General features: G+C 58.1%; 24 protein-coding genes. 15 read left to right on the plus strand and 9 right to left on the minus strand.

Translation table 11 applies throughout. From position 1 onward, the window contains the following. Positions 1-29 precede the first annotated feature (29 nt). The 10 genes from ACNAZS_RS09420 (at position 30) to ACNAZS_RS09465 (ending at position 9,343) form a co-directional block, all read left to right on the plus strand. Positions 30-923, plus strand: coding sequence for a LysR family transcriptional regulator (locus ACNAZS_RS09420; RefSeq protein ID WP_415788523.1), 894 nt, complete (start codon positions 30-32; stop codon positions 921-923). Between the two features lie 247 nt (positions 924-1,170). Continuing rightward, positions 1,171-2,196 (plus strand): ABC transporter substrate-binding protein, encoded by a 1,026-nt coding sequence (locus tag ACNAZS_RS09425; protein WP_415788525.1) that lies wholly within the window; start codon positions 1,171-1,173, stop codon positions 2,194-2,196. Between the two features lie 36 nt (positions 2,197-2,232). Continuing rightward, positions 2,233-3,303, plus strand: a complete 1,071-nt coding sequence (locus ACNAZS_RS09430) for an ABC transporter ATP-binding protein (RefSeq protein WP_415788527.1) — start codon at positions 2,233-2,235, stop codon at positions 3,301-3,303. After that, a complete protein-coding gene (locus tag ACNAZS_RS09435) occupies positions 3,296-4,165 on the plus strand; it encodes an ABC transporter permease (RefSeq protein WP_415788529.1) in 870 nt (289 codons plus the stop codon). The genes ACNAZS_RS09430 and ACNAZS_RS09435 overlap by 8 nt, the downstream gene beginning before the upstream one ends. Next, positions 4,162-4,968: an ABC transporter permease gene (locus ACNAZS_RS09440; RefSeq protein WP_415788531.1), complete on the plus strand. Its 807-nt coding sequence runs from the start codon at positions 4,162-4,164 to the stop codon at positions 4,966-4,968. The genes ACNAZS_RS09435 and ACNAZS_RS09440 overlap by 4 nt, the downstream gene beginning before the upstream one ends. Before the next feature lie 111 nt (positions 4,969-5,079). After that, on the plus strand, positions 5,080-6,210 hold the full coding sequence (locus tag ACNAZS_RS09445; RefSeq protein ID WP_415788533.1) for an NAD(P)/FAD-dependent oxidoreductase: 1,131 nt from the start codon (positions 5,080-5,082) through the stop codon (positions 6,208-6,210). Then, positions 6,200-6,577, plus strand: a complete 378-nt coding sequence (locus tag ACNAZS_RS09450; RefSeq protein WP_415788535.1) for a (2Fe-2S)-binding protein — start codon at positions 6,200-6,202, stop codon at positions 6,575-6,577. Before ACNAZS_RS09445 ends, ACNAZS_RS09450 begins: the two co-directional genes overlap by 11 nt. Further along, the gene (locus ACNAZS_RS09455) at positions 6,574-7,947 is read left to right on the plus strand and encodes an FAD/NAD(P)-dependent oxidoreductase (RefSeq protein ID WP_415788537.1); all 1,374 of its coding nucleotides are present in this window, start codon (positions 6,574-6,576) and stop codon (positions 7,945-7,947) included. The genes ACNAZS_RS09450 and ACNAZS_RS09455 overlap by 4 nt, the downstream gene beginning before the upstream one ends. Before the next feature lie 21 nt (positions 7,948-7,968). Beyond that, positions 7,969-8,322: a RidA family protein gene (locus ACNAZS_RS09460; RefSeq protein ID WP_415788539.1), complete on the plus strand. Its 354-nt coding sequence runs from the start codon at positions 7,969-7,971 to the stop codon at positions 8,320-8,322. A 100-nt stretch (positions 8,323-8,422) separates the two neighbouring features. Then, positions 8,423-9,343 (plus strand): LysR substrate-binding domain-containing protein, encoded by a 921-nt coding sequence (locus tag ACNAZS_RS09465; protein WP_415788541.1) that lies wholly within the window; start codon positions 8,423-8,425, stop codon positions 9,341-9,343. A 140-nt stretch (positions 9,344-9,483) separates the two neighbouring features. On the opposite strand, the gene ACNAZS_RS09470 is transcribed toward ACNAZS_RS09465, so the two are convergent. Genes ACNAZS_RS09470 through ACNAZS_RS09490 form a run of 5 tightly spaced genes read right to left on the minus strand, consistent with a single transcriptional unit; the run spans position 9,484 to position 13,958 of the window. Next, positions 9,484-10,458: a dihydrodipicolinate synthase family protein gene (locus tag ACNAZS_RS09470; protein WP_415788543.1), complete on the minus strand. Its 975-nt coding sequence runs from the start codon at positions 10,456-10,458 to the stop codon at positions 9,484-9,486. A 15-nt stretch (positions 10,459-10,473) separates the two neighbouring features. Next, a complete protein-coding gene (locus ACNAZS_RS09475; RefSeq protein ID WP_415788545.1) occupies positions 10,474-11,286 on the minus strand; it encodes an SDR family NAD(P)-dependent oxidoreductase in 813 nt (270 codons plus the stop codon). A gap of 11 nt (positions 11,287-11,297) precedes the next feature. Continuing rightward, the gene (locus tag ACNAZS_RS09480) at positions 11,298-12,137 is read right to left on the minus strand and encodes a polysaccharide deacetylase family protein (protein WP_415788547.1); all 840 of its coding nucleotides are present in this window, start codon (positions 12,135-12,137) and stop codon (positions 11,298-11,300) included. Positions 12,138-12,150: 13 nt separating this feature from the next. Continuing rightward, positions 12,151-12,963: an alpha/beta fold hydrolase gene (locus ACNAZS_RS09485; RefSeq protein ID WP_415788549.1), complete on the minus strand. Its 813-nt coding sequence runs from the start codon at positions 12,961-12,963 to the stop codon at positions 12,151-12,153. Positions 12,964-12,983: 20 nt separating this feature from the next. Beyond that, the gene (locus ACNAZS_RS09490) at positions 12,984-13,958 is read right to left on the minus strand and encodes a Bug family tripartite tricarboxylate transporter substrate binding protein (protein WP_415788551.1); all 975 of its coding nucleotides are present in this window, start codon (positions 13,956-13,958) and stop codon (positions 12,984-12,986) included. Positions 13,959-14,185: 227 nt separating this feature from the next. On the opposite strand from ACNAZS_RS09490, the gene ACNAZS_RS09495 reads away from it, so the two are divergent. Then, positions 14,186-14,428, plus strand: a complete 243-nt coding sequence (locus ACNAZS_RS09495; protein WP_415788890.1) for an AMP-binding enzyme — start codon at positions 14,186-14,188, stop codon at positions 14,426-14,428. Here ACNAZS_RS09495 and ACNAZS_RS09500 read toward each other — a convergent pair. Then, entirely contained in the window at positions 14,409-15,272 is an 864-nt protein-coding gene (locus ACNAZS_RS09500) for a MurR/RpiR family transcriptional regulator (RefSeq protein WP_415788553.1), read from the minus strand. The two genes, ACNAZS_RS09495 and ACNAZS_RS09500, sit on opposite strands and share 20 nt — an antisense overlap. Before the next feature lie 174 nt (positions 15,273-15,446). Between ACNAZS_RS09500 and ACNAZS_RS09505 the strand changes: the two genes are divergently transcribed. Genes ACNAZS_RS09505 through ACNAZS_RS09520 form a run of 4 tightly spaced genes read left to right on the plus strand, consistent with a single transcriptional unit; the run spans position 15,447 to position 19,305 of the window. Further along, positions 15,447-16,625: a M20 family metallopeptidase gene (locus ACNAZS_RS09505; RefSeq protein ID WP_415788555.1), complete on the plus strand. Its 1,179-nt coding sequence runs from the start codon at positions 15,447-15,449 to the stop codon at positions 16,623-16,625. Positions 16,626-16,662: 37 nt separating this feature from the next. Beyond that, the gene (locus tag ACNAZS_RS09510) at positions 16,663-17,229 is read left to right on the plus strand and encodes a carboxymuconolactone decarboxylase family protein (protein WP_415788557.1); all 567 of its coding nucleotides are present in this window, start codon (positions 16,663-16,665) and stop codon (positions 17,227-17,229) included. A gap of 38 nt (positions 17,230-17,267) precedes the next feature. Next, positions 17,268-18,245 (plus strand): Bug family tripartite tricarboxylate transporter substrate binding protein, encoded by a 978-nt coding sequence (locus ACNAZS_RS09515; protein ID WP_415788559.1) that lies wholly within the window; start codon positions 17,268-17,270, stop codon positions 18,243-18,245. Beyond that, positions 18,232-19,305, plus strand: a complete 1,074-nt coding sequence (locus ACNAZS_RS09520) for a ketopantoate reductase family protein (protein WP_415788561.1) — start codon at positions 18,232-18,234, stop codon at positions 19,303-19,305. Before ACNAZS_RS09515 ends, ACNAZS_RS09520 begins: the two co-directional genes overlap by 14 nt. Before the next feature lie 87 nt (positions 19,306-19,392). Here ACNAZS_RS09520 and ACNAZS_RS09525 read toward each other — a convergent pair whose 3' ends face one another. From ACNAZS_RS09525 to ACNAZS_RS09535, 3 genes are read right to left on the minus strand one after another with little or no spacing between them, the layout of a single operon-like run. Next, entirely contained in the window at positions 19,393-20,067 is a 675-nt protein-coding gene (locus tag ACNAZS_RS09525) for an FMN-binding negative transcriptional regulator (RefSeq protein WP_415788563.1), read from the minus strand. 16 nt (positions 20,068-20,083) lie between these two features. Next, positions 20,084-21,049 (minus strand): Bug family tripartite tricarboxylate transporter substrate binding protein, encoded by a 966-nt coding sequence (locus ACNAZS_RS09530; protein WP_415788565.1) that lies wholly within the window; start codon positions 21,047-21,049, stop codon positions 20,084-20,086. A gap of 22 nt (positions 21,050-21,071) precedes the next feature. Further along, entirely contained in the window at positions 21,072-22,514 is a 1,443-nt protein-coding gene (locus ACNAZS_RS09535; RefSeq protein ID WP_415788567.1) for an amidase, read from the minus strand. Positions 22,515-22,607 lie beyond the last annotated feature (93 nt).

Below are 22,607 nucleotides of genomic sequence, written 5' to 3' on the forward strand. Positions count from 1 at the left end.
GATAAATTTCGCTGATGAGAGGAAGGGGCATGGAGTTACGACAAGTTGAGGCTTTCGTGTCGATCGCAACACTGCGAAATTTCCGAGTGGCTGCCAATCGACTACATATCACTCAACCGGCAATTTCAATGCGTCTTGCGTCACTGGAGCGGGAGCTTGGGGTAGAACTGATTGATCGCAGTGGCGGCGATGTGCAGCTGACGCCTAAAGGCATGCAGCTATTGCAGCTTGCCGAACATCTGCTCGATACCTCCTCAGAACTGAAAGTATTGGCTTCGGGCGAGCAGAAAAAATTGCAGAGAGTGCGTATTGGCACGACCAGCACGATCGTTAATGCGTGGATTGTCGACCTATTCAAAGAGATGGAACGTGATCTTCCTCATTTAACGGCCGAGCTGATGGTCGACACGTCACCACGTTTACGAAGCTTGCTGGAACGAGGAAAGTTGGATCTGGCCCTCATCATGGGCAATACCCTGAGTGCGGGGGTTCGCAATCTGCCGCTTGCACGCTACGAAACACAATGGGTGGCCAGCCGAGCGCTTCACTTTCCTGAAGCGATGGCGTTGGCGGACATAGCCCAGCATCGCATCATGACTTATGCCAGGGATTCTGCTACCTACGGCTCGCTAGAAGAGTTGTTTCGCAATAATGGCCTATGGCCAGTTCGACTGAGTTGCACCAATTCAACCGAAGCGCTGCTGGGCGTTGTTAAAGCCAGTATGGGTATAGGTGTCATCAGCGAAGCATGCGTGAACGTTTCGCGCGACGCGGAGTCGCTCCAAATCATTCGAGGAGCTCCCTCGCTACCAGCGTATGAATACGTCGCGTCCTATCACGTGGACTCAGTTGGCCGTGTCGGGATGATGGTGGCCGAGATTGCCCAGCGTGTTTGTTGGAGTCACGCTGCAGGCAGTCGTTGATTTGTACTTATGGCTCTACGTCATTAACGGGAAATAGTTTTCGAAACGCTAGCCCGCGCGCACTTGCGTTGGGAAACCAACTATCCTTGCCGGGTAAACCCGCGTATATCAATTCTGCATCCGCCACGCCCTTATATTGATTTGACCGTCTTGTACCCCTATCGATAAAGTTCTCACACGTTACATAGCTACGGTAACGCGTTGGTTATTCGACTCGAATACAAAACTTTCGTAGCGGGGAAAAGTCATGAAACCTATCACTGCAGCGTGTCTGGTCGCTTTCCTTTCTTGCGGCGGGGCCACCTCGGCACAAACTAATCTCTACGTTGGCGGGCCTGGCGGCAGCACGCAAAAGATGTTCCAGGAAAAAATCATTCCTGCGTTCGAGTCGGGGCACAAGGTCAAAATCACCTACGTTCCTGGTATTTCCAGCGCGCTGGTCGCCAAGTTGCAGGCACAGCGCGGCAAGCAAGAGATGAACGTGGTGATCGTCGACGATGGTCCTATGTACCAAGCTATCCAGTACGGATACTGCGAAAAACTGGAAGACGCCTCGGTATATGGCGATTTGTACGACGCGGCAAAGTTCGGCGGCAATGCGGTAGGCGTTGGATTCGTGGCGACGGGCATAGCCTACAACAAGGACACGTTTCAGAAAAAGGGCTGGCAGCCGCCCAAATCCTGGAATGACCTGACAGATCCAAAATTCATGGATCGCTTCACAACATCATCATTATCGGGCACCTACGGTGTCCATACGCTGGTGATGTTCGCGCATATCAATGGCGGCGACGAGAACAACATCGAACCTGGTTTCAAGGCGATTGCCGACAAATTGGAGCCGAACGTGCTTAGTTGGTCGTCGTCACCTGCCAAGCTGGCTGAGATGTTCCAGAACCGGGATGTGGACGTGGCAGTCTGGGGCAGTGGCCGTGCATACGCGTTAAAGAAAACGGGCTTCCCGATTGAGTTCGTGTATCCCGAAGAAGGCGCGGCCGCGTTGGTGACGGCGGCGTGTCCGGTGGTGCAGAATAGCGCGCCCAAGGAGTCGCAGGCGTTCATTCAGTTCCTAGTGTCGCCTCAGGTACAGAAATGGCTGGCTATAGAAGGCTGGGGACCGACGAACAGCAAGACGAAGCTGGAAGGTGAGGTTGCCCAGAACGTTCCGTATGGCAAGGATCAGGTGGCGAAGCTGGTACCCATGGAGTGGGATGTGATCAATCAAAATAGATCCGAGTGGACCAATCGCTGGAATCGCACGATCGAGCGCTAATCGCGTCGCTGTTAACTGACGGACTAGGGCTAGATTATGAGCTTTCTTTCTTTGCAGGGGCTGTCCAAAGTCTATGGCACCGATCTGCAGGTTGTTAAGTCGTTAAGCCTGGATGTGCAGCAGGGCGAGTTCATTTCGCTACTGGGGCCATCGGGCTGTGGCAAGACTACGACGTTGCAGATGGTTGCGGGGTTCGTGGCGCCAACCGAGGGACGGGTTCATCTGAATGGCGTGGACATCACGCAGTTGCTGCCCGAAAAACGTGACATGGGTTTGGTGTTTCAGGGGTACGCGCTGTTTCCTCACATGACTGTCGAGGAAAACGTGGGCTTCGGACTAGAGATGCGCAAGATGGCTAAGCCCCAGGCCAAGACTCGCATTGCCGAGGCATTGGAGATGGTGCGCTTGCATGGACTAGGCGCGCGTTATCCCAAGGAGCTGTCCGGTGGACAGCGTCAGCGGGTGGCGATTGCTCGTGCATTGGCTATTCGGCCGCAGGTGTTGTTGCTGGATGAACCCATGTCCAATCTGGACGCAAAGCTGCGAGGCGAGATGCACGTGGAATTGCGGTCACTGCAAAAGCGCTTGGGCATTACCACCATTCTGGTGACGCACGATCAGGTCGAGGCCATGACGATGAGTGATCGTATTGCGGTTATGAGCAACGGTCGAATCGCGCAGCTGGGCACGCCTTTCGAGGTGTATGACAGGCCCGCGTCGGGTTTTGCGTCCAGTTTCCTTGGGCAGAACAATATTTTTTCTGGTCAGGCGGCGGGGCACGACGGAGATTTTGTGAGGCTGGAAAAAGGCACTTTCCGATGCCGCGCCCTGCATCAGGGTCGTTTGGTGCAAGGTGAAATCAAGGTTTCGTTGCGGCCCGAGCGCTTGCAGTTGGTGGCGTCTGGTGGCGGAAAGCTGAATGGCCAGGTGGTGACACGCCTGTTTCTGGGTAGCTATTGGCTGTACGAGATTCAGACGGTACTGGGCCTGCTGCATTTGACCATTCCCAATGTGCGCGTGCCCTTGGCTAACGAGGGCGAGCAGGTGGGTCTGGATTGGGTGGACGAGGATCTGCATGCGATCAGCGACGAGGTGACGCATGCCTGAGAACCGCTTGCCTGGCGTGATGGCGCCGTGGCCGTTGTTTTTGCCTTCGTTGCTGTTGTTCGTCGCGGTGCTGGTGGTGCCTTTGGGACTGACAGGGGTGTTGTCCTTCAATGCATTCGATGGCATGCGCGGAATTCAGACGACCTACACCTGGGCCAATTATCTGGAGATCTTTAGCGATGGTTATTACCACGAGATATTTCTGCGTACAGGTGGTCTGGCGTTAGGGGTGACGGTGTTGTGCGTGCTGTTGGGCGTGCCCGAGACGCTGATTCTCGCCCGGATGCGCGCGCCCTGGCGTGGGATGTTCCTGATCGTGATTTTGGGGCCACTGCTGATTTCGGTGGTGGTGCGGTCGCTGGGTTGGTCGATCCTGTTGGGCAACTCCGGGCCGGTCAATACCGTACTGCAGGCGCTGGGAATCGTTGACGAGCCCATCCGGTTCTTGTTCTCGACCTTGGGAGTGGTGATTGCCATGACGCATGTGTTCCTGCCGTTCATGGTGATTGCGGTCTGGAGCGCGTTGCAAAAGCTGGATCCGCAGGTCGAACATGCGGGCAGATCATTGGGGGCTAGCCGCTGGACGTCGTTTCTGCGGGTGGTCTTTCCGCAACTGCTGCCTGGTGTGCTGTCGGGCAGCATTATCGTGTTTGCCTTGGCGGCTTCTGCATTCGCGACGCCTTCGATTATTGGCGGGCGACGTGTGAAGGTGGTGGCGACTGTCACGTACGACGAATTTTTGAATTCGTTGAACTGGCCGTTGGGGGCGTCCATCGCAGTGCTGTTGTTGGTCGCGAACATCGTGATCATTCTGGGGTGCAACCGGTTGGTTGAGCGCCGATTCAAGCAGGTATTCTCATGAAAGACGCGAATGTAAAGAATGGCTGGGTGGCGTTGACATTCCACACGCTGCTGGTTTCTTTCATCCTGGCTCCGTTGGTCGTCGTGGCCCTGGTGTCTTTCACGGACAAGGACTATTTTGCGATGCCGTTCAGCGGCGCGTCGTTTAAATGGTTCGTGGCGATCTGGGATGCGCCCGACATTATCAGTGCGTTCTGGCTGTCATTATGGTTGGCACTGGGCGCGGCAACGCTTGCGGCAGCGCTGGCCCTACCTTGCGCGGTGGCGATTGCCCGGTACCGGTTTATGGGGCGCGATGCCCTGATGGCGCTGCTGATGTCACCGTTGATGATTCCGCACATTGTGCTGGGCGTGGCGTTTTTACGGTTTTTCTCGGTAACGGGAGTCAGCGGCTCGTTCACGGCCCTGATGCTGACGCATACGGTGGTGGTTCTACCGTATTCGCTGCGGTTGACGCTGGCTGCATTGGTGGGACTGGATCGTGAAGCTGAGCTGGCGGCTCGGTCGCTGGGCGCGGCGCGGTTGACGACAGTGCGTCGTGTACTGCTGCCGTTGATCATGCCTGGCGTGGCGGGAGGGTGGCTGTTGGCGTTCATCCAAAGTTTCGATGAGGTCACTATGACCATTTTTGTGGCAACACCGGGCACGACGACGCTGCCTGTGGCGATGTACAACAGAATTTCTCAAATGACCGACCCGCTGATCGCGTCGACGTCCACCGTGTTGATCGTTGGCACGCTGCTGCTGATGGTGCTGCTGGACAGAATCGTGGGTCTGGATAAGGTGCTGATCGGCAAGAGCTAGCAGCCCGTTTTCATCTTTTTTCGTTTTACCGATTTCGTCGGACTCCCGTCTGACGCAGGGTTCGTTCGTGCCCGAACGAGACTCGTGGTCCGAATTGGGTGAGGAGTAGTCATGCAAGATGGTCAGTTTATGGTGGTTGGTGGAGGATTGGTCGGGGCATCAATTGCCTACGGCGCAGCAAGACGCGGCGTGCAGGTCGTGTTGTTGGATCAAGGCGATGTGGCGCATCGGGCATCCCGCGGAAACTTTGGTTTGGTCTGGGTCCAAAGCAAAGGCGACAAGCTGCCACGCTATGCGCAGTGGAGCCGGGACGCAGCAAAATTGTGGCCGAAACTCGCCGAGGAACTTTTGGAATCGACGGGTGTGGACACCGCGCTGCAACAGCCTGGCGGATTCTGGATAGGGTTCTCCGAACAAGAGATACAAGAGCGTCAGGCATTACTGGAGCGCATAGACCGCACGGTGGGCGGCATCCCGTTCGAGATGTTGGATCATTCGGCGTTGAAACAGCGGCTGCCAGGCATAGGGCCGAAGGTTGCGGGTGGCAGCTATTGCAAGCTAGACGGCCACGCCAATCCGCTGATGCTGATGCATGCATTGCATGCCGGGTTGCTGCGATGTGGTGCGCAGGTGGTGTCGGGTGTCGATGTGGTCACGATCAAAGCCGGTCCGTATGGATTCGAGGCGATCGCTAAGCAGGGTGGCCGCTGGCGGGCAGGGCGGTTGGCATTGGCAGCGGGCTTGGGAAATTTTGAATTGGCCAAGCAAATCGGGCTGCACGCGCCTGTCTTACCCAATCGTGGGCAAGTATTGATTACCGAGCGTCTGAAGCCCTTTTTGCCTTATCCCACAAACAAGGCGCGTCAGACCAACGAAGGTACGGTGCAACTGGGATATTCGGTGGAAGACGTGGGCCTGGACGATGGGACCACCGCATCTGCCATTGAATGGATCGCCAAGCGTGGCGTGGAAACCTTTCCTGCGCTGTCGCGCGCGCGCTTGGTCCGGGCATGGGGAGCCCTGCGTGTTATGACGCCCGACGGCCTACCTATTTATCAGGAATCGTCCGCATACCCAGGGTCGTTCGTAGCGACCAGCCATAGCGGGGTGTCGCTAGCCGCGACGCACGCTTTCGAGGTGGGTCCCTGGATGGCGGGCCTGGCACAGGCGCCACAAGGCCTCGATGCCTTTAAGGGCGAGCGGTTTCTGGACACTACACGGAGTTTTTCTCATGCCCACTGACACGCTATTCCGATCTGGGGCGTCCCAGGCGACGGTCACTATTGAATTCGACGGAAATCGCTGCAAAGTGCCTGCAGAGATTAGCGTGGCAGCGGCCTTGCTGCTTGACGGTGTGCGAACGTTCCGGACCACACCTGTGGGCGCTAAGCCTCGGGCTCCCTATTGCATGATGGGCGTTTGCTTTGATTGCTTGGTCGAAATCGATGGAATTCCCAGTCGACAAAGCTGCATGACTCGCGTCCGCGAAGGGATGGTGATACGCACGCAGTCTGGCGCGTCTGATGCGGATATGGCCGTGTGGAATTCAATGGAAGTAGTTGGACTCGGGACTGTGTCCCAGCTTGATGTGAAAAAGGGGCGGCCATGAGTGATCAGAAAGTGGACCTGGTGATTATTGGGGCGGGTCCTGCGGGCATGGCCGCGGCCTGCGAGGCGCGGCGTTATGGCTTGTCTGTGATGTTGTTGGACGAACAGCCAGCCGCCGGCGGGCAGATCTACCGTGCGGTCGACAGCGCGCCGGCGGATCGAGTCGATTTGTTGGGCAATGATTATGGCTATGGAAAGAACCTGACACGTGCGTTCGGTGCCAGCGGTGCGGAGCACCTACGTGGGGCAGCGGTGTGGAGCGTTGAGCGCGACGGTTCGGTCCACTACCTGGCCGACGGCCGTAGCGCGACGGTGAAGGGCATCAACATCCTACTGGCCAGCGGCGCGATGGAACGCCCCTTCCCAGTCCCGGGATGGACACTGCCTGGGGTGATGACAGCGGGCGCCGCGCAGATCCTGCTGAAAAGCGCGGGCGCGCTGCCCGACCAACCTGCGGTGCTGGCGGGTTGTGGACCGCTGCTGTATTTGTTGGCCTGGCAATACTTGCGGGCGGGTGCACCAATAAAGGCGATCGTGGATACCACGCCGTTGAAAGCCTATCGCGAAGCGTTGAAACACTGGGACGGGGCGTTGAAAGGTTGGCGCGACCTGAAGAGAGGATTGGGGTTGTTACGGTCGATACGACGCCATGGGGTGGCCGTCTATCGGGGAGCGACGCATCTGGGTGTGTTGGGTGATGTGCGGGCCCAGGGCTTGACGTTCCAGATTGGCGGACAACCACAACGCGTGGAATCTCCGCTGATATTGCTGCACCAAGGTGTGGTACCCAATACGCAATTGTCCTTGTCAATGCGGCTGGCCCATCGTTGGGATTCACAGCAGCTGTGCTGGACCCCCGTCGTGGACGAATGGGGCAAGACCGACTGTGCTAACTGCTACATCGCGGGCGACAGTGCGGGCATCGTTGGCGCCAAGGCATCAGCTGAGCAGGGCAGGTTGGTGGCTTTGGACGTTGCCCTGCGTGCGAATCGTCTATCCGAGTCGCTGCGAGAGTCTCTGGCATTGCCCATACGTGACGCGCTGACACAATTCACCGCCATCCGCTCGTTCCTGGATGTGCTGTATCGCCCTTTGGACATTCACCGCATGCCTGCAGACGACGTGATTGTGTGCCGTTGCGAGGAAGTGACTGCCGGGCAGATTCGCCATTACGTCGAGCTAGGTTGTCACGGGCCGAACCAGACCAAGGCATTCGGGCGTTGTGGCATGGGCCCGTGCCAGGGGCGATTGTGCGGCCTGACCGTCACCGAACTGATTGCAGATGCCCGAAAAGTAGATCCCCAGGACATTGGTTACTACCGAATTCGGCCACCTATCAAACCTATCACCTTGGGCGAATTGGCCCAGTAATGCTTTAACCAGGAGAGTGAAATGAGCGACATACAACGTATTGCCACCGATCCGCGCCGCAGCAGGGCTGTTGTGTACAACGGAATGGTGTTCGTGGGCGGCCAGACCGCTGACGACCGCAGCCAAGACATCCAGGGACAGACGCGCCAGACCTTGGCCAAAATCGAAAAATTCCTCGCCGACGCAGGTACGGATAAAAGCCGTTTGCTAACTGCGCAGATCTGGATCAAGGACATCAAAAACGACTTTGCAGGCATGAACGAGGTCTGGGATGGATGGACAGTCCCGGATTCCGCGCCTACCCGCGCGACCTGTCAGTGCGAACTGGCGTCACCCGAGGTCTTGGTCGAGATTATCGTGACAGCGGCGGTTTGACCCGTTTTCGCGGATTTGCTGGATAGAATGTTCCTCTTTCGCTGTTGTGCGATATGGCTGTAGGCAGGGCGTAAGGTGCTTGCGGCCGGGGGAACTAACCGTGAATTTATCTCAGATCGAAGCATTTCGGGCCGTGATGTTGACAGGGTCTACGACGGCCGCGGCGGGCGTTCTGCATACCTCGCAGCCCAACGTAAGCCGTTCCATCGGGCAACTAGAAAAGGCGACAGGGTTGAACCTGTTCCACCGGTCGCCAGGCAAACTAACACCAACGGAAGAAGGGCGGCTGTTCTTTAATGAAGTGCAACGCAGTTATGTGGGCTTGGAACGTCTGGACGAAGCCGCCAAGCGCGTGCGGTTATTTGGTTCGGGCTCGCTGCGCATCGCAGCGGTGCCAACGCTGGCATTGGGACTGATTCCGCGTGCGATCAAACGATTCGTGGCGGATCATCCGTCGGTCAATATCTCGATCCACACGGGGCATTCCATGGTGGTAACCCAATGGGTAGACCAACAGTTTTGCGATATCGGCGTGGTCTCGCAGCTGTCTGCCCAGGCGTATGCGGTGGATCCGGATATGTTGTACGAAGTCGGCGGTGTGTGCCTGTTGCCAAAGGACCATCGATTGGCCAGCAAATCGCGAATCGTGCCTACTGACCTGGAAGGCGAGGCGTTTATTGCGCTGGCCATGCACGACGGACTGCGGCATTCCATAGATCGGGTGTTTGAAGTCGCGGGCGTGACGCGAAAGATTACACTGGAAAGCCCGTATAGCTCGGTGATTTGTTCGTTAGTGTCGCTAGGCATGGGCATCAGCATCGTGAATCCGATCATCATGCGGGACTATCGCGATGCCGACATTGTGTTCCGGCCGTTCGAACCGCAGATTCCCTACCGGTGTTCGATGCTGTTTCCGACGGGGCGCAGAGAAAATCGGTTGGTGGACAGGTTCGCGCAAACCCTACGAGTGTTGGCAGCGGAGGAGTGTGCGGATGTCGAGGCGATGCGGGCGAACGTATAAGAGCGTGGACGCTGGGGTTGTCTGCGCCGTAGCAAGGGTCCTCGTATATCGGGCCCCGACTAACCGATGGATGGCGAACGTACTGGCTTCGTGTTTGCACAGGTCGAGAGCGAAGCGTATGGCCTGCCATCCAAAGCAGGTTACGCAATAAGCTTGGCCTGACGCATGATCTCGTGGCATTCGCGCAGTTCGTCGGGGTCGAGCGCACCGCCAGGCGGGCGTAGGTCACCGCCCTTCAGGCCCAAATGCGCGCTAAGCACCTTAGATAGCGCCAGGTGATGAAAGCCCTTGGCGAAGTATCGACTTTGCAGCTTTTGTGCAATGGAAACGATTTCCCGCAGTTGGGCGGACGCTTGCTGCATATCGCCTGCCAAGGCATGGTCAATAAAGCGCCCGCAGCGCGGGTGTTCGGCATTTTGCACCAGCAGCGGGCGCGAGGAACCCATCATGAAGTCGGGCGCGATGTCGGGGTAGACCATCTTTCCGAGTAGGAAATATTCTTCGAGCGATGTGGCCACTGAAATCGAGCCACCAACCGCTTCCATCACGGCGGCGTAGGCCGAGAAGTCCATGGTGGAGTTTTGCACACCGACCAGATTGTCGATGGGCAGCAGCGTCTTGACCATCGAAGGCGTCAGGTAAAAGCCGAGTTCCGTCAGGGTGGTGCTGTACACGAAGAAGCCGCAATCTATGCGTGCGGCAACAGTCTCGTAGAACTTCTGTATGCCGTCCGCCGTTTTGGGGCCGTAGTAGGGCGGCCATATCATGACAGCGTCGGCGCCGCATTCGCCTGCGTGCCGGGCCTGATCCACCACGTTCTGCACGGTGGTGTCCGACACGCCCACGATCGTAGGCACGCGCCCCGCCACGGTGTCCAGCACGATTTCAGTGACTTGATAGCGCTCTGTTTGCGTCAGCGTCCAGAACTCCTGATGAATGGAGTGCACAGATAGCCCGCCAACGCCGGGTAGCGCGATGGTCGTTTCAACGTTATGCCGCAAGCCTTCTTCGTCGATCTCGCCGTTCGTAAGAAAAGGCGTATACAACACGGTGAAGTAACGTTTGAAACGGTCGCGTATGTCCTGGCGCCGTGCATTGAGGGGCGAAATACTCATGACCGAGGCGCCGCTTCAGTAAGCAGAGCGTCCGCCGTCAGCGGGGACGGAGACCCCGGTGATCATGCGCGATTCGTCGGACGCCAAGAACAAAGCAATGTTTGCCACGTCTTCCGGCTCGCCGAACCAGTACGGGTAGGTCTTGATGGTTTCGTCGACTTTCATGGCGTCTTCGCTTTTTCCCGGTTGACCGGGAATACCATAAGTATCGCGAATACGTTGCGTGTTGATCCGACCGCAACAAATGGCGTTGGCGCGCACGCCTTGCTGGGCATAAGCACCCGCAAGATTGCGCGTGATCGTCACAATGGCTCCTTTGGCGGCGGCATATACGTGTGCCTTGCCCGAGCCGCGAAGCGCCGCACCGGACGACATGTTGACGACGCTGCCGCCACCCGAGGCAATGATCTTCGGGATGGCGTACCGGCAGCCCAGCAGCGTCCCGCGTAGGTCCAGGTTCATGGTCTTGTCCCAGACCTCCAGCGGCACGTCGGTAACCAGCGAATCCTGCGGCAACGAGCCGCCTGCCGTATTGAACAGGCAATGCAGTCCACCGAAAATGGACATGACGTCGTCGGCTAGTTGCCGCACGCTGTCGTCATTGGTGACGTCGACGGCAAAGGCCTTGGCCTTGGTGCCATCAGGGCATACGGAGGCCGCCACGGATTGGACGGCATCAAACTGGATGTCGGCAAGCGCCACATGGGCGCCTTCGCGCGCAAAGATTCTTGCGGCGGCCTCGCCAATGCCCGTTCCCGCACCGATGATCAGGGCCACTTTGCCGGCAAGCCGGCCGGTCTGAGCGGGGTGTGATTGGGTGGATGACAAGGCTGAGTATCCTAGGCGTTGAAAGGGCTGCGTTGGTCGTACAGGCGGGCGCCCTGTTCCAGCGTGATGAATTTTGCGTCCTTTTCCTGCAAGGCCTCAAACAGCTTTTCCAGCATGATCATGCGATGGCCACGGCCAATTACATACGGGTGGCAGGTGTAGGTCAGAATGCCCCAGTCGCAGGTTTGGCTCATGTATTCGAAGTCATTCACCCAATTTTCCAGAACGCCGGTGGCATTTTGCAGGCCGGGCGCCAGCGACTGCCCCACACGTAAATATTCAAAGTGCGGAAAGTCATCGAGCGTCCAACTGATGGGCAGCTCAATGAGGGACGTGGTCTTGCCGAACTGCATGGGCTCGTCGACCAAGACCACGTCGCCTTGGCGCACGCGGTAGGGTTCATGATCGTTGCCCATCATGCTGCTTTCATACAGAAAGCCGTGGCGCAGCAGAAGCTCGACCGTCGAATTGCTGAGATCCCACGATGGTGAGCGATAGCCGCGTGGCACATTGCCCGTAAGCTTGCGTATCGTTTCCATGCCACGGACCAGGCCGTCCTCTTCCTCTTGCGGCGTGAGATTCGCGGGCGGCACATGGGTCCAGCCGTGGTGACCGATCTCGTGGCCGGCGGCAAGAATCAGTTCGCATTCCTTGGGGTAGGTGCCAATGACTACACCCGGTATGAAGAAGGACGCCGTAATCTCGTAGCGCTTCAGAAGGTCGAGAATGCGCGGGATGGCAATGGCGCCGAATTCGCCGCGCGACACGGGTGTGGGTGTGGTGAGGCCGCGTGCCACGAGCCCCGACATGGCGTCGAAGTCGAAACTGATGCATGCGTAGTGTTGACTCATGGGCGTCCCTTTATCAAGCTCGGGTGCCTGGCTGGGATGCCAGGAATTCCATTAAATACTGCGAGCATTCTCTCGGATAGCCGTCGCAAATATTGTGTGCGGCAGTGTCGATGTAGACCAACTGCGAATTCGGAATGCGCGCCTGCATTTCCACGTAGGCGTTGGCGTGTCCAATGGACTCCTTGCCCGCCGCAACGATCAGGGTGGGGCATTGGATTTTTGTCAGCTCTTCCATGAAGTCATGCGTGCACATATGTAATACAAAGCGCGCAATAAAAGTGGGATCGTTGGAACCGGTTTGATCGATGAACCATTCCACCAGTTCCGGATCTGCGGTCTTGTCGAAACGTTCGTGGATCGTCTGCGCCAGGAAGGGCTTGAGTCCAATTTCCTTGATCTTCGGGATCCAGGTGGGCGCGTGACTGTTCTTCAGGCCCGGCGTTGCCGCATAGCTGGCCAGCGTCTTCACCTTGTCAGGATGCTGTATGGCCAATTGCTGAGCCACGTAACCCCCTGCCGAGTTGCCCACCACATGTACACTGCCCTCACCCGCCAAATTAATCAGTTGGGCCGCGTCCGACACCAGTAAATCCAGTGAGAACGGATCGGATTCGGCGGGAATAGCGGAGTCGCCGTGTCCGCGTAGATCCATTCGGATTACGCGGTACTTCTGCAACAGGGTCGGCATCCAGCTGAACCAGCGCGTGGAGTTGCCCATCGCCGGATGCAGCAACAATACCGTTTCAGGTTTGGTCCAAGGTGGCGTGAAATTGTCGATGTGGTAGGCGATTTCCAAGCCGTCGTCCGAAGTGAAGGTGGAATGCATGTTGAACCTGCCCCTATGAATTAGTTGATCGTGATCTTTGCGGCTGTGATGAGCTTGTTCCATTTGTCGAGCTCGGACGCTGTGAGCGCCTGAAACTCGTTTGCTGTTCCACCCTGCAACACGTATCCCAGGCCCAGGACGCGCTCCTTGACGGTCGGGTCCTTCAGCGCTTCATTGAAGGCGTGGTTGAGCTTTTCGACGACGTCAGTCGGTAGGTTCTTCGGGCCGTAGACGCCCCATTGGGTGCTGGCGTTTACGTTGGCAAGGCCAGCTTCGTCAAACGTCGGTACGTTGGGCATGGCTTCGCTGCGTTTGTCGCCGGTAACCGCAATGGCCCGCAGACGGTTGTCCTCGACGGGGCCGCGCGCTGAACTGATACCGGTGAAAGTAAGCGGGACCTGGCCCGACATGACAGCGGTAAGGGCCTCGCCCGTGCCCTTGAAGGGGGCGTGTTCGATATCTACGCCTGCAACCATGTTGAAGAGTTCACCCGCCAAATGGGTGGAGGCGCCGTTGCCGCCCGAACCGTAGAACAGTTGTCCGGGATCCTTTTTGGCCAGCGTGATGAGTTCCTTGAGCGACTGCGCCGGGAGTTTCGGGTTGGTGACCAGAATGACGGGGCCCGAAGCGAGGTGTACGACAGGTGTGAAGTCCTTGACCGAATCGTAGGGCAGGTTGTCGCGCAGGCTGGGGTTGATCATGAACGTGGAGTCCACGATAAGCAGGGTGTAACCGTCAGGGGTTGCCTGAGCCACTTGCTGCGTTCCGATGATGCTGGAGCCGCCTGGTTTGTTGTCCACAATGATTTGCTGGCCCAGCACTTCGGAAAGCCGTGGTGCCATGAGGCGCGTGAAAATGTCGGTGCCACCGCCAGGGGCGAACGGGACGATGATGCGAACGGGGCGTTCGGGCCAGGTTTGGGCGGCGCTCGTACTCGTTATCAGTGCGGCTGATAGGGCGACGATGGAGCTTAAAAGTTTGACGCCGAGTTTCATTGTTTCTCCTGGATCGTAAAACTTACAGAGATACGTGCGCGTATCCAAACACCAATATCAAACCACGGCCTGTCATTTATTGCAACGAAAAGCCCACTGTGATTCATTTAATGCAATGAACATTGCATTAAAGGGCAGGCAGAGTTTCATACAATAGCCATAGCAGGAAGGGGAGCTTGTGAAAATCGCCCGAAATGCCTGCGAACTTCACGATCCCGGTTTCAGTGATGGTGCGGGCGCAGGACGAGCTGAGGGGTGAAGTTATGGAGGACTATATTGTCTTGCAGCAAGATACCCAGCTGTCGGAGCAACTGGTCGCGGCGATTCAACGCCATGTGAAAGACGTAATCGCTCCCTACAAGTATCCCCGTCAAATCGAGTTTCTATCGGAGCTACCCAAGACCGCTTCCGGCAAGATCTCGCGACGCCTGCTTCGGAAAGACGCAGCAGCTACGAATGCGACGTTGTAAACACGCCAAACTCTTCCCATAGTTCGTCGCCATGCTTCAGACTTTGTTTGACTTCCTTTTGGCGCTTTAGCGCGACGGCCGCCACGATAGCGTTGCACAAGCTGAAGGCCGCGGTGTAGGAGTCAAACGGCGAGGTGCTGGAGGTATGAATCAGCAGCCTGTGGTCGGACAAGTTGGCAACCGGTGCCAGGGGGCTGTCGGTAATGCAGACGATTGACGATTTTTTCTTCCGAAAATGCTGTGCGGTCTGCACAACTGCGCTCGAATAGCGTCGGATGGTGATGGCAAGCAACACGTCTTCGGGGCTCGTCCACAGCAGCTGATCGGCCAAGGCCGTGCCGGTAGGCAGGGCATGTACGTTCGGCAGGCACATGTTCAGGTGCGTGTACAAGTAATGTGCTACCGCCGAACTGTTCTTTGCTGCAACCAGGTAGATACGTCGAGTTTCAGGGCGCGTGAGGATGTCGATCAAAGCGTCGAAGGCGCATTGGTCTATCGCTTCCAGTGTGGCACCAAGATTTTCCCGGTCCATTTCCAGAGTGCGCTCGAGCACGTCGGTAAGCGAGTGTTTGCTCTTAGAAGCCTGTTTCGCTCGTTGTGATGGCGAAGTCAGCTTCGAGGCTAGATCCAGGCGAGCTTCGTCCTGGACTTCCCCCAGCGACGCATAGTCCAGCTTTGCAAAGAATCGTACGACAGTCGATGCGCTGACATCTACCTTGTTGGCAATAGCGGTAGCTGATTCCAGCAGGTGTTGCGGGTAGCCGGACAAAATATAGTCGGCAAGCTTGGTTTCGTGCTTGGTCAGCTTGCGGGGATAGTTTGCGATCCGGTCGAACAGCTTCATGAAGAGCTTTGCCTTGAAGTCTAGAGAGTAGTGTGAGCAGTGGCGTAGGCGGCGTGACGATTCTACGCCAAGTGCTCGATTGCAGCAGAATTTTGCAATTTTCATTGCAAAAAACTATTGTTTATGATGATAATGAGTCATTAGTGGTAGTGATGTATGACGGAGGCCCGACGCATGAAGCAAATTGCAGGATATGAGAAGGTGGCGGTCTGGCTCCGGTCACACGAACAGGAAATGTTCGAGTTCCTCGAGCGCGTGGTGAATACCGAGAGCGGCAGTTACTACAAGCCAGGAGTCGACCAAGTCTGCGAGCTGTTTCGTGCGTTTTTCCACAAGGCAGAAATCGAGACGATGGTTTACCAACAGGAGGCTCACGGCAACTGCCTACGGGCTGATATCGCTGGCAGCGGTGGTGTCGATACGCGGCATGTACTGTTGCTTGGCCATATGGACACCGTTTTCCCCCGAGGCACGCTAGCAAACTGGCCCTACCGCGTCGAAGATGGCGTTGCCTATGGTCCGGGCGTTGCTGACATGAAAGCCGGCTTGGTCATGAATGCCTTCGTGGCACGAGCCTTTCATGAATGCGGGGGCAATATCGCGCCCATTCGTGTTTTTTTTACAGGCGACGAAGAAATTGCATCGCCGTCCTCACGTAACCTGACGATAGAGATGGCGCGTGGCGCCGGCACTGTTCTAAACGCGGAGCCAGGTCGGCCCACGGGCAATGTAGTTGTCGAGCGCAAGGGCGCAATGTTCGTCGACTTCGAGGTAGAAGGCATCGCCGCCCATGCCGGCGTGGCGCATGAAAAAGGCGCGAGCGCCATCGAAGCCTTAGCCCGGAAGGTTATTGCGCTGCACGCGCTGACGGACCGGAACACCGGCGTCACGACCAATGTCGGCACCGTCGAAGGCGGTGTGTCGGTCAACACCGTGGCGCCCTTTGCCAAGGGCCGACTCGACGTCCGTTACCCGAAAGGCACGGACGAAGACGCCCTGCAAAAGCAGATTGCCTCCATCATTGAAGAGGCCTCGCCCGTCTGCACGTGCGGCCGCATTACGCACGAAGGCCGCTTCTTGCCCTTGTTTCAGACCGACGAAAGTCGCCTGTTGCTGGACGACTATGCCCGTGCCGCTCAGAAGTTGGGGATGTCGGTCAAGGGCGAGTCCACCGGGGGCTCGGCAGACAGCGGCTTAACCGCCGCCGCAGGCGCGCCCACGCTGTGTGCAACGGGGCCCGTGGGCGGCAACGTGCATACGCGTAAAGAATATTGCGAACTGAGCACCCTTGTCCCGCGCGCTGAAGTCTGTGCGGCCACAATCTTGATCCGGGGCGAGCTCTATGCCTCGTAAGGGCGAAAACCCCCACCGATAACATTTGGAGAAATGAATGTCACGCTTACCACTTCTGGATGAAAGCAAGGATTTGGAGTTCGCCGATGCCTTGGCCGACGTGGAAAAGAGTCGTGGCAAGGCTTCGAACGCCTTGCGGTCCATGGGCCATGCCCCCGAAGCGCTGAAGCGCTTTGCCGCTGTTGGCGACTATGCGCGCTACCACTCGACACTAACGGCGCGTGAGCGCGAAATAGTAATCGTGATTACAGGACGTGGCTACGAATACGCCATGATGCATCACGTGCCGTTGGCTCTGCAGGCGGGCATCAGCCAGGATGAAGTCGACGCGATGCGTCGCGGCGAAGTTCCGACGACCTTTACCGGCGTCGACGCGGCGCTGACGCAATACGCCCTCGAATTTTCCACGCCCGCGTCGGTCAGCGACGCCACCTTTACAGAGCTCAAGGAATTCATGTCGCCGCGCCAGATCACCGACGCATCGTTTACCGCTGCCTACTACGTGGGGTTTGCGCTTATGCTGGCCGCGATGGACCCGATACCAGATACTCCGGAATACGTTCAAGCAGGGCTGGCTTGGCAGCTGAAGGCCGATCAGCCGTAAGCGTCAAAGCATTCAAACCGTCATAAAAGGAAGTCGGTATGAAAACCCTAAAACTGGTACTGGGTGCCTGCATAGGCATCTCCGGAATGTTGGCGTCGAGCATGGCAGTGAGTGCCGACAACTACCCCAGTAAACCCATTAAAATCATCGTAGGCTACCCGGCGGGCGGCGCCAACGACCTGGTTGCACGTGCAATCGGTCAGGAAATGTCTAAAGACCTGGGACAGCAAGTGGTCGTGGAGAACGTGTCTGGCGCGGCTGGCACCATCGGCGCGGCATCGGCAGCGCGGGCTGCGGCCGACGGCTACACTTTGTTCATGGCCGCAGGCGCGCACACCCTCGCGCCCAGCGTACGCAAATCCTTGCCCTACGACATCGTGACCGACTTCGCGCCGATCAGCGTTGCGGCAATCGGCTCTTATGTGTTGGTGGTCAACCCCGAGATCAAGGCCTCTTCAGTCAAAGAGCTTATCGACCTGGCGAAGTCCAGTCCCGAAGCCATGACCTTCGCCTCTTCCGGTACCGGCGCGCCGCCGCACCTGGCCGGCGTATTGTTCCAGGAGCGCACTGGCACCAAGCTGCATCACGTTCCTTTCCGGGGTGACGCAGACGCCAACACCAATGTCCTGGCAGGTCACGTTGATATGATCTTCGGATCGATGGGCCCCACCGTTCCGCACATTCGTGCCGGCAAGCTCCGCGCCTTGGCCGTCGCAGGCGACACCCGTAGCGCGGCCTTGCCCGATGTCCCGACCCTCCAGGAAGCGGGCGTGCCTGACTATAACGTCTCGACCTGGTGGGGCCTGTTGGCACCGGCCGGCACACCGCCGGCCATCGTCGAAGAGCTCGCCCAGTCCGTCGAAAAAGCTGCCGCTCAACCGCACATCAAGGAACAGTTCATCAACATGGGTGTGGAAGCCAGCTCCAACACACCTGCAGAGTTCGCTGTCTTTATCAAGGACGAGGTTGCGAAGTTCAAGAAGATCACCGAGGCAGCAGGCATTGAGCCCCAATAAGTTCACCGGCCGAATCGCCGTGATCGGTGCGGGTGCGGTCGGCGGCTTCGTCGGCGGCCGGCTCGCCGCTGCTGGCTACGACGTTACCCTGATCGACGCCTGGCGCGATCATGTCGACGCGATTCGGCGCGACGGGCTGGTCATCGCCGAGCCAGACAATGAACAGTCCATTCCGGTACGCACCCTGCACGTGGATGACGTGTCATCCCTGGACGCATGCGCGCTGGATATCGTCTTCATCTGCGTAAAGCTCTACGACACCGACTGGGCGGCCAGCATCGTTCTGCCTTATCTGAAACCATCAGGCTGTGTCGTCACCTTGCAGAACAGCCTCGTCGAAAGCATCGTTGCCTCGCGCGTCGGCTGGGACCGCACTCTGGGCTGTATCGGCAGCGGGGTGTATGTCGCCCTGGAAGGCCCGGGCCGTATACGTCGCAGTAAAAAGCCCGTGAAGAACGGAGCTTGCGTGTTCTACATTGGCGAAGCGCAACAGCCTCTCTCTGATCGCGTCGCGATGCTGGCCGACATGTTGTCCCAGGTCGACACCACCAAAGCCACCGACAATTTGTGGGGACTGCGCTGGTCCAAGCTTGTGGCCAACACCATGACTTCGGGCTTCAGCGCAGTGTGCGGACTGGGTCTCAAGCAAGTCTTCGGCGATCCCGCGTGCTGTCGCATCATGCTTCGCCTGGCGGCTGAAGCCATCGAAGTCGGCGCCGCGCTGGGATATGCAACCGAAGATGTTTTTGGCCTGGCGCCCGATGTGTGGCTGCAGGCAAACGCCTGCGACCCCGCAGCCCTGGAGGAGGTGACCACGGTCATGCGGACTCAGTTCGAGACCGTGACGGAAGACGCTATTTCAGGAACGTTGCAGGACCTGAAGAAGGGTAAGCAGACGGAAGTCGAATTCATGAACGGTTTCGTCGCAGCAAAGGGCACCGATGTCGGTGTGGCTACGCCCATGCATGCGGAAGTAGCGGGAATACTTCGGTGTATCGAGGCAGGTCAGAATATGTCGGGTGAGTGTCATCTCCGTGCGCTGGAAGGCCTTTTGAAGTAGGTCTTCTGACGCACGGTCGACCAGGTTGGTTGGGTTTTTAGTTTGAATTTGACGTCGAGAGTACTCAGATAAATACCTATAACAACGTCAACCTTGTACTGAGAATGCTTTCATATCCGGCTGCTGCAAGATCATCCGGGCCACCGCCACACTCTGTGGATCCCCCGATGCCAGCAATGCCCGCACTACGCCTCGCCGGTCGTCCACCGATTTGTCCTGGTTTAGTTTCAACTTTCCTTCGATGCGAGCAATCGGAATGTCGATGGCGACGATGGCGCTTAATCGTGACTGCGTCAGCGCCTGGGGCATGTCCGGGAAACGCCAGCTTCCTTGTAATGGCGTGTCGTACCGCGCCACGGTTCTATCCAGCACATTGCGAATGCGGGACGGGTCGTCGATCACCGTGGGGGTACCCTGCACATGAATCGCGGTGTAGTTCCAGGTCGGGAACGTTTGCTGGTTTTTGTACCAACTGGGTGAAATGAACGCGTGCGGCCCCTGGAAAATGACCAGGCAAGGTTTACCGGACAACAAGGTGCGCCACTGCGGATTGGCACGCGCCATATGAGTGGTAAGCAGGCCCTGGGCCGGCAGTTCGTTGTCGACCTCAGGCTGGCGAACCGACCTGTCCAATAAAAAAGGCAGGTGGGTTGCCGTCGGCCCTTCCGGGCCGACCGAGACCAGGGTCGCAAAACTCCAGGCTTCGATGCCATCGTGCAGTGCGGCTAGATCGGTGTGCGCGTAAGCGGAAGGCGTATACATGTCGTTGGCTCTACCGCTACTCGGTGCTGATGTTCGCCGACTTGATAACCTGGGCGTTGCGCGCCAGTTCGTCAGCGACCTGTTTGCGAAAGCCCTGCGGATCGGCGAAGCGCGCGTCGAAGCCCAGGTCCTGCAGAGATTTCTGCATATCTTTATCCGCCATCATGTCGCGGATCTGGGCGCTTAGTTGATCGATTACCGGTTGCGGCGTTCCCTTGGGACTGACCAAGCCGAACCAGGTCTGAAAGTCGTAGTCCGGCACACCGCTTTCTTGCATCGTCGGAACATCGGGCAGGAATGCAGATCGCTGCGCACTGGAAACCGCCAGCGGCTTGACCTTGCCGCCGCGTATTTGGGGCAGGCTGGCGACCATCGTATCGATGGACAGCGGAATCTGATTGCCGATCAGGTCCGCCATGGCGGGCGAGCTGCCGCGGTAGGGCACATGCAGCAGTTTGGCGCCCGTTTGCTGCGCCAGATATTCGCCCGCGATTTGCGGCAGCGATCCCGTGCCGAACGATCCATAGCTAAGCGGCGATGTGGCCGACCGCGACACCATGTCCTTGATGCTGGTCAAGCCCGTCTCTTGGTTCGTCAATACGACAAGTTGAGTGCCGCCTGCGATGCCCAGATAGTCGTAGCTGCTTTGCGGATCGTAGGCCAAGTTTTTGTACAGCAAGGGATTGATCGTGAATGACGAAGCACCCATGATCAGCAGGGTATAGCCGTCCGGCTTGGCCCGCGCCACGGCCGCGGCGCCGATGCCGCCGTTGGCGCCGGGTTTGTTTTCGACGACGACATTCTGGTTCAGCCGGGCAGATAGTTTGTTGGCAAACAGCCGTGCGATCACGTCCGTCGAGCCTCCAGGTGGGAAAGGCGCTACCAGTGTGATGGGCCGGGACGGATAGTCATTGGCGTGGGCGACAGGCAATGCCGTGGCCAGGGCGCTAGCCAGAATGGCACCCGCAACGATCTTCAACATACGCAATTCCCCTTGATGGATTTTAGCGAAAAGATAAATTCGCCATGCCCTGCATATCGGGCAGTTGGCGCCAAACTCCGGTTGCTTGTTCAAACGCGTGGGCCAGTTGCAGCAGCCCCAATTCGTCGCGGTAACGCCCCACGATTTGGATACCTACCGGCAGTCCTGCCGGCGTAAAGCCGCAGGGCACTGAAATGCAGGGATGGCCGGTCAGCGTCAGGTAATAACAAGACCGCATCCAGTCGATGTAGTTATCCATCGACACGCCCGCAACCGTGGGTGGGTATTCCTGCTCGATTGGAAAGGGCGAAACCTGCGTAACCGGTCCGACCAGGAATTCGTGGTCGCGCATGAAGTCCCGCAGGTGTGCGTGCAGGGTCGCGCGGACGCGTTCAGCAGCGGCGATATCGGCAGCGGTTTGCGCCAAGCCCATGGCCACGTTCCAATGGACAGCGTCTTTGACCTGCGTGCCGTGGTCCGTGACGGTCTGTTCATAGGACATCACGAATGCCAGGCCACGCAGTGTCTGGAACGCCTGATCGGCGCCCGTGAAATCCGGGCTGCGGTGCACGACATCCAGCCCCAATTCGCGAAACACCGGCAACGTGTTGTCAGTGGCGCCGCGGATGTCGTCGTCGACGGGCAATCCGCCCCAGTCCGCGCAATAGGCGATGCGCGTGCCCCGAAAATCGCGGCGTAGTGGGGCGGCGTAGCGCCGCGGATCGTCGGTCAGCGAGTAGGGATCCCGTGCGTCGGTCCCGGCAATGGCCGCCAGCAACAACGCCACGTCGCCGACCGTGCGCGCCATGGGGCCGATCGCGGTCAAGGTATTGAATGGATTCGCTTGCGGCCAGTGAGGGATCCGGCCTATCGAGGGTCGCAGTCCTACGACGTTGCAGAACGCGGCGGGATTGCGCAACGAGCCGCCCATGTCGCTGCCGTCGGCCAACGGCGTCATGCGCGCGGCCAGCGCTGCCGCTGAGCCACCGCTGCTTCCACCGGCCGACCGCGTGGGTGCGTACGGATTGCGCGTGGCGCCAAACACGGTATTGAACGTGTGCGATCCCGCGCAGAATTCCGGCACGTTGCTTTTGCCCAGCGTAATCGCGCCGGCAGCGCGTTCGCGCTGCACGATCAGACTGTCGAAGTCGGGGACATGGTCGCGGAATAACGGCGATCCCTGGGTCGTGCGCATGCCCGCTGTGTAGAAGCAGTCCTTATGCACAATAGGCAGGCCATGCAGCAAGCCTATTGCGGCACCGCTGGCCTGGTGTTGGTCGGCACGCGCCGCGGCGATAAGCGCGCGTTCCGCGTCGAGGGTGACGATAGCGTTGATCTGCGGATTGCAGGCCCGGATGCGATCCAGGTGCGCGCTAGCCAATTCGACGGCGCTGATGTCGCGGGCCTGGATCAGGGCACGCATGTCGGTGGCGCTAAGGTCACATAAACCGGTATCTGAAGTCACGACGCTCTGTCTTTTGTATCGTATGTCAATACAATGTATTGAATATAAGATACTATAAGTTCGAAAACAGGGCCGAACAATCGGGATATCCAC

This window comes from Bordetella tumulicola (assembly GCF_965138755.1).
Classification (GTDB): domain Bacteria; phylum Pseudomonadota; class Gammaproteobacteria; order Burkholderiales; family Burkholderiaceae_B; genus Bordetella_A; species Bordetella_A tumulicola.

Excerpts from the sequence above, each read along its gene's own strand:
- ACNAZS_RS09420 (WP_415788523.1), top strand. The coding sequence starts at position 30 with ATGGAGTTACGACAAGTTGAGGCTTTCGTGTCGATCGCAACACTGCGA.
- ACNAZS_RS09450 (WP_415788535.1), top strand. The coding sequence starts at position 6,200 with ATGCCCACTGACACGCTATTCCGATCTGGGGCGTCCCAGGCGACGGTC.
- ACNAZS_RS09460 (WP_415788539.1), top strand. The coding sequence starts at position 7,969 with ATGAGCGACATACAACGTATTGCCACCGATCCGCGCCGCAGCAGGGCT.
- ACNAZS_RS09505 (WP_415788555.1), top strand. The coding sequence starts at position 15,447 with ATGAAGCAAATTGCAGGATATGAGAAGGTGGCGGTCTGGCTCCGGTCA.
- ACNAZS_RS09425 (WP_415788525.1), top strand. The coding sequence starts at position 1,171 with ATGAAACCTATCACTGCAGCGTGTCTGGTCGCTTTCCTTTCTTGCGGC.
- ACNAZS_RS09430 (WP_415788527.1), top strand. The coding sequence starts at position 2,233 with ATGAGCTTTCTTTCTTTGCAGGGGCTGTCCAAAGTCTATGGCACCGAT.
- ACNAZS_RS09530 (WP_415788565.1), bottom strand. The coding sequence starts at position 21,049 with ATGTTGAAGATCGTTGCGGGTGCCATTCTGGCTAGCGCCCTGGCCACG.
- ACNAZS_RS09515 (WP_415788559.1), top strand. The coding sequence starts at position 17,268 with ATGAAAACCCTAAAACTGGTACTGGGTGCCTGCATAGGCATCTCCGGA.
- ACNAZS_RS09455 (WP_415788537.1), top strand. The coding sequence starts at position 6,574 with ATGAGTGATCAGAAAGTGGACCTGGTGATTATTGGGGCGGGTCCTGCG.
- ACNAZS_RS09500 (WP_415788553.1), bottom strand. The coding sequence starts at position 15,272 with ATGAAGCTGTTCGACCGGATCGCAAACTATCCCCGCAAGCTGACCAAG.
- ACNAZS_RS09485 (WP_415788549.1), bottom strand. The coding sequence starts at position 12,963 with ATGCATTCCACCTTCACTTCGGACGACGGCTTGGAAATCGCCTACCAC.
- ACNAZS_RS09480 (WP_415788547.1), bottom strand. The coding sequence starts at position 12,137 with ATGAGTCAACACTACGCATGCATCAGTTTCGACTTCGACGCCATGTCG.
- ACNAZS_RS09495 (WP_415788890.1), top strand. The coding sequence starts at position 14,186 with ATGGTGCGGGCGCAGGACGAGCTGAGGGGTGAAGTTATGGAGGACTAT.
- ACNAZS_RS09440 (WP_415788531.1), top strand. The coding sequence starts at position 4,162 with ATGAAAGACGCGAATGTAAAGAATGGCTGGGTGGCGTTGACATTCCAC.
- ACNAZS_RS09470 (WP_415788543.1), bottom strand. The coding sequence starts at position 10,458 with ATGAGTATTTCGCCCCTCAATGCACGGCGCCAGGACATACGCGACCGT.
- ACNAZS_RS09525 (WP_415788563.1), bottom strand. The coding sequence starts at position 20,067 with ATGTATACGCCTTCCGCTTACGCGCACACCGATCTAGCCGCACTGCAC.
- ACNAZS_RS09445 (WP_415788533.1), top strand. The coding sequence starts at position 5,080 with ATGCAAGATGGTCAGTTTATGGTGGTTGGTGGAGGATTGGTCGGGGCA.
- ACNAZS_RS09490 (WP_415788551.1), bottom strand. The coding sequence starts at position 13,958 with ATGAAACTCGGCGTCAAACTTTTAAGCTCCATCGTCGCCCTATCAGCC.
- ACNAZS_RS09435 (WP_415788529.1), top strand. The coding sequence starts at position 3,296 with ATGCCTGAGAACCGCTTGCCTGGCGTGATGGCGCCGTGGCCGTTGTTT.
- ACNAZS_RS09510 (WP_415788557.1), top strand. The coding sequence starts at position 16,663 with ATGTCACGCTTACCACTTCTGGATGAAAGCAAGGATTTGGAGTTCGCC.